Source organism: Fischerella sp., from assembly GCF_013388695.1.
Classification (GTDB): domain Bacteria; phylum Cyanobacteriota; class Cyanobacteriia; order Cyanobacteriales; family Nostocaceae; genus PCC9605.
In genome coordinates this window covers 1-5,118 of sequence record NZ_JACAEU010000114.1, presented here as the reverse complement: position 1 = coordinate 5,118, position 5,118 = coordinate 1, and the positions used below count along the sequence as shown (strand labels likewise).

Here is a 5,118-nt window from a genome sequence, read left to right as displayed (position 1 = left end):
CGCACTGCTATGGATAACAATTATATGGTTCAGGTTCTCAATTGTTTTTTCATTAGCAACACTTTAGATTCTTCTGATTCCTTGTGTCAAGCCTGATTGAGATGCTCTTACCCTGAGCTAACAACTGGATAATTTTTCTTAATTCGTATATTACTGTATCTTTATTTCCATCTATAAATGAAAATATTCCTGGCTCATCCCAACCAGTATCTTTTTGTTCAATCCGATCAAAACCCAAGTAATATCTTTTAGGGGCGATAAACACTCCCCGATAGTCATAGTCAGAATCTGGGCGGTTTAAACCATAGCCGTGACTACCTGCTAAACCAATCAAAATAGTTCTTGCCTCAAGTTCTATTCTTTTCATATTTTTGTCGAGATGTCAGCGGTTATATATGACTTTTTTATAGACTATAGACTACATCCAAGCTGAATTCACATTCTATTGGTAATAGGTAATAAAACTAGCAATTACCTGTTTCCCTATAAAAATAATTTTAAAATAATTTTAATAATTACTTCTTTAGCTATTTATACTTAGTTCGTCTGCTCCGTATTTTCCCGCACTTTTACATAAAATTCATTGAATACACGTAAGTAAGAAATCCCATCATCTTTTATACATAAACTTATATTTAGTAATGCAAAGTTTTTATAGCAAATCATACAAATTATAGGTAGATTTCAGGAAATGGTTGCCATACTTGATGGTGAAAAATCAATCCCAATTAGGAAGGTTCTTTTATAATCAACTAATGGCTATGACAACTTTAAAATCTTGTGTTTCATCTTGTCGGTACTGTCGTCATTACACACCTGTAGGACAACGCGGAGGCATGTGTAATCTGTTAAATGTAGCAGTCAAATCTGGGTGGAAAGCTTGCTCTTTATCTATCCCATCTTTTGCACCTTCTTGGGAACACATAGACAGCATTCACAGCATTAACTCGAAACACTAACAATTGCTATCCAAAAAATCATTTGTGACCAACAATTAATTTTCTGTATTCACATTTTGCACGCCTATGCAATAATCGAGAGCCTCTGGCTCTTATTAAGAATGGTGCAAAATCTCAGCATAGCCAGTGCAAATCCTCACATCACAGCTTGTCTTTTTGCTAGATTAAAGTGCATTGGGTAATTTAGTTGACTCAATCGGATTTAATTTAGTATAATTTTAGATTGTCTGTCTATTTTCCAGCTCGGATCAGGTAGACATACTACAAAAGCTGGTAAACAGAATTTCAAGAACGCGATCGCTCGCGTTTTTTTAAAGGACAAAGCCAGCTACCTGTACGGCAACTGACTAAGGACAATTACATGACTTACGCAATCATTGAAACTGGCGGCAAGCAATTACGAGTTGAACCAGGCCGCTTTTATGATATCGAACTGCTTTCTGCCCAACCGGATGAAAAAGTTACTATAGAATCAGTGCTATTAGTACAACACAACGGCGAAGTTACAATTGGACAGCCGTTAGTGTCAGGCGCAAAGGTAGAAGGAACGGTGATGCGGCATTTCCGGGGTCGCAAAGTCATCGTGTACAAAATGAAACCGAAAAAGAAAACCCGGAAAAAGCGGGGACATCGCCAGGAAATCACCAGGCTAATGATTAACTCCATTAGCATTAATGGTTCTGTGCTGGCTTCAGAAGCTGAAACCGCCCCAACAGCTAATGAAACTGCTGAAGCACCAGCAGAAACAGCTGCTGAATAATAGAGATAGTAGTTAGTAGTGAGTGGTTAGTGGTTCGTTGGTTACTACTAACTACTATCTACTAACCACTAACTAATTCCCATTATCAAGAGGAGAAAATCATGGCTCATAAGAAAGGAACAGGTAGTACACGCAACGGTCGTGATTCTAACGCTCAGCGTCTGGGTGTCAAGCGCTACGGTGGTCAAATTGTCCGTGCAGGCAATATTCTTGTGCGTCAGCGCGGTACTAAATTTCACCCCGGTAATAACGTCGGTATTGGTAGCGATGACACTTTGTTCGCCTTAGTTGACGGCGTAGTAACTTTTGAACGCAAGGGCAAAACCCGCAAAAAAGTCAGCGTTTATCCAGCTGTTACTGAATCTGCTGTTGCGTCTTAATCCCCAGAGTATAGTGGTGGGCAATGCCCACCTTAGCTTGAAATAGGTGAAAGAAGGGTAAAGAAAAGCTAGGATAAATTCTGATGCGTTCGGTGTCTGTTGTAATTGATGATAACCCTTTTAAGATACTGTTATATAGTCTGACACTACCTTTGCTGCTAATGCACCTAAACCTAAACCTGTTAGAGAGAATATGTTTGTAATCCAAAAGGTCAACCCTTCTTTGAATCCTGCTGCTTGAAAGTCTATCTTCACCAAAATGACCGCAGCAGTAATCACCAAAATATCCAGAAACTGACGGAACCAGGCAAGAATAAGAAAAAATAAAAAAGCCCCTAAGACTGCAACACCGAAAGACCTAACATTTGATGCAAAGAAGCTAATCGAATAATCAGCTATCTTTGACCAAGGAATAGTCAAGCCTCCTACAAAAACTAAAATGGCAAGCACAACTAACACCCATACATAAGGCTGAATATTTGCGTTATATAATACCCAACCTAAGGTAGTATAGGTAAACAGCAGCAGCAACAGAGAAAGCCAAGGAAGTCTCTTCAAAATTAACATAGGTTGCTATTCTCAGCAGCGAGTTAAGTTTTTATTCAAAAACTATACAGACGCAACTAAGTGTTTTGACGTAAGTATTAATGTATTTTTTGTAGTAACTGCGAGTAGTTAAGCTAATGTACCTCTAAGTTACATAATCCGAAGACGCGGTAACGCAAAGACAGCAAGACGCAAGACGCAGGGATACAGATTGAACGATTGTTAGCTTATTACTTTAATCTTCTTATTTGTTTTTACTGCAATCAATAGGCGATTATGCTTCCCAAGAGCCTTTTGTGCAAGTTGACAGAAATTTTTAGCAAAAAGTAAATTACATATATTCTTAAACATTTGTAAACTGTTAGCAGTTATGTAGCCGCGTGTCACATCTTGATTAAGGAAATATCATGAAACAACTTGTTATCGCTGAGCGCGTGTGCCTCACTGGTCATATTATATCGATGGTGTTTGGACTGGTAGGAATATTACTGGTAGTTCCCCACCCCGAAATAATTTTGAACTTAGCCGATATAGGACAAACAGCCATGCAATGGAGTATGGCTGGAGGTGGCGTGGTTTATATGATTTTGGGTGCGGCAGCTGTTTCTTTGTATGCTTATCGAATCTTAGGGTTACGTTTGTGGCTGTCATTTATGCTGCCCTCGGTGTTTATTTCTTTAAGCAGTGAATTATTGGGAACCAGCACTGGCTTTCCTTTTGGTCACTACAGCTACTTAAGTGGTTTGGGTTATAAAATTGCTGGTTTAGTACCGTTTACTATTCCCTTGTCATGGTTTTATGTAGGATGCGTGTCTTACTTGCTGGCGCGTGCTGGTTTGGAAGTAGATAAAAAACCCAGCCTGCTGCGTCATGTCGGTGCGATAGGTTTGGGTGCTTTGTTGCTTACTTCTTGGGACTTTGTACTTGATCCAGCGATGAGCCAAACTTCTCTACCCTTCTGGTATTGGCAACAACCGGGAGCTTTTTTTGGGATGCCTTATCAAAACTTTGCTGGGTGGATTGGTACTGGTTCGGTATTTATGACGGTAGCTGCACTGTTGTGGCGGAATACACCAATTAAATTAGAGCGATCGCAACTTAATCTACCCTTAATTGTTTACTTAAGCAACTTTGCCTTTGCCACAGTCATGAGCTTGGCGGCTGGATTCCCCATTCCTGTATTATTAGGGATGTTCTTAGGCGTGACTCCGGCTGTGGTACTGTGGTGGAAAGCTCAAACTACATCTACACCAGCTGTAGAAGCTGCAACCAAGGAAGTGCAAGTAGCTCCGGTAAAAGTTGCTCTCAAGTAAATCAAAATTCTACTAGACACGACGGCAGTTGCTACAACAGGGGGGTTTAGAATCCCTGCACAGTAGCGTTGGGGATCTTTTTCCCCAACGCACTGGTTCTGCAACGCCTGCCTTATTTATCACATCTTACATACCTTTTGCGTTAGTCCAATATTTTTGCAGTGACAAGCTGGTTGATAATAGCAAGCGCCTTTTCGCTTTTTTTACTACTTATACAAGTGCCCGCAACAGCAATTTTGCTGTCGCGCCTCCTCAAAGGGCCCCTACGCCATCCTCCCGTTACACCCCAAAACCCGACACCAGAACTACTGGGTAATGTCAGTATAGTTGTTCCTACCCTAAATGAGGCTCTACGCATTAGTCCCCTGTTGGCTGGCTTAAGTCGCCAAAGCTACGAAGTCCGAGAAATTATCGTTGTAGATAGCAATTCCCAAGATGGCACTCGCGATTTGGTCAAAGCAGCGCAAAAACAAGACCCCCGCTTTCGTCTAGTCACCGATGATCCTTTACCCCCTACTTGGGTAGGGCGTCCTTGGGCATTGCATAACGGCTTTTTGCATTCCTCAGAAGCAAGTGAGTGGTTTTTGGGTATGGATGCTGATACCCAACCATCACCTGGTTTAGTTGCGGGTTTGATAAAGACAGCCACAGATGGGGGATATGATTTAGTTTCCCTTTCGCCTCAGTTCATCCTCAAATATCCAGGAGAGTGCTGGTTGCAACCAGCCCTGTTAATGACGCTGCTTTACCGCTTTGATCCCACTGGTATAAATACAGATCAGCCAGAACGGGTGATGGCGAATGGTCAATGTTTTTTATGCCGCCGTTCCGTTCTAGCTGCTGTAAGTGGTTATACTAGTGCCAAAAGTTCTTTTTGTGACGATATTACTTTAGCGCGACACATAGCCGCTTCTGGGTTTAAGGTAGGCTTTTTAGATGGGGCGAAAGTGCTGAAGGTACGGATGTATGAAGGGGCGATAGAGACGTGGAAAGAATGGGGACGAAGTCTCGACTTGAAAGATGCTTCTTCCCGCGCCCAATTATGGGGTGATTTGTGGCTACTCACTTCAGTTCAGGGTCTACCCCTCCCCATCGTACTCATTTTTTTGTTACTCTCCCCCCCTCTCCCCCTCGCCCCCTCTCCCTCTCTCCCCCTCTTT

General features: G+C 41.8%; 5 protein-coding genes and 1 pseudogene. 4 read left to right on the top strand and 2 right to left on the bottom strand.

What is annotated here, in order from left to right:
• Positions 1-115: 115 nt before the first annotated feature.
• A pseudogene (locus tag HXY43_RS15345) lies at positions 116-367 on the bottom strand (nucleotidyltransferase domain-containing protein); the annotation flags it as partial.
• Between the two features lie 953 nt (positions 368-1,320).
• Between HXY43_RS15345 and rplU the strand changes: the two are divergent.
• Both rplU and rpmA read left to right on the top strand, forming a co-directional pair.
• Positions 1,321-1,719, top strand: a complete 399-nt coding sequence (gene rplU, locus HXY43_RS15340; protein WP_290884275.1) for a 50S ribosomal protein L21 — start codon at positions 1,321-1,323, stop codon at positions 1,717-1,719.
• A 101-nt stretch (positions 1,720-1,820) separates the two neighbouring features.
• Positions 1,821-2,099 carry a 50S ribosomal protein L27 gene (gene rpmA / locus HXY43_RS15335; RefSeq protein ID WP_290884273.1) on the top strand — a complete coding sequence of 93 codons (279 nt, stop codon included), beginning with the start codon at positions 1,821-1,823 and terminating at the stop codon, positions 2,097-2,099.
• Positions 2,100-2,219: 120 nt separating this feature from the next.
• Here the strand turns inward: rpmA and HXY43_RS15330 are convergent, their stop codons facing one another.
• Positions 2,220-2,666, bottom strand: a complete 447-nt coding sequence (locus tag HXY43_RS15330; protein WP_290884271.1) for a hypothetical protein — start codon at positions 2,664-2,666, stop codon at positions 2,220-2,222.
• A 386-nt stretch (positions 2,667-3,052) separates the two neighbouring features.
• Between HXY43_RS15330 and cruF the strand changes: the two genes are divergently transcribed.
• Both cruF and HXY43_RS15320 read left to right on the top strand, forming a co-directional pair.
• Positions 3,053-3,958: a gamma-carotene 1'-hydroxylase CruF gene (gene cruF, locus HXY43_RS15325; RefSeq protein WP_290884269.1), complete on the top strand. Its 906-nt coding sequence runs from the start codon at positions 3,053-3,055 to the stop codon at positions 3,956-3,958.
• 218 nt (positions 3,959-4,176) lie between these two features.
• Positions 4,177-5,118, top strand: a 942-nt coding sequence (locus HXY43_RS15320) for a glycosyltransferase family 2 protein (RefSeq protein ID WP_290884267.1), incomplete at its 3' end; no start/stop codon positions are given.

What these genes read in the sequence shown, in the direction of transcription:
- cruF (WP_290884269.1), top strand. Translation starts at nt 3,053, where the DNA reads ATGAAACAACTTGTTATCGCTGAGCGCGTGTGCCTCACTGGTCATATT.
- HXY43_RS15330 (WP_290884271.1), bottom strand. Translation starts at nt 2,666, where the DNA reads ATGTTAATTTTGAAGAGACTTCCTTGGCTTTCTCTGTTGCTGCTGCTG.
- rpmA (WP_290884273.1), top strand. Translation starts at nt 1,821, where the DNA reads ATGGCTCATAAGAAAGGAACAGGTAGTACACGCAACGGTCGTGATTCT.
- rplU (WP_290884275.1), top strand. Translation starts at nt 1,321, where the DNA reads ATGACTTACGCAATCATTGAAACTGGCGGCAAGCAATTACGAGTTGAA.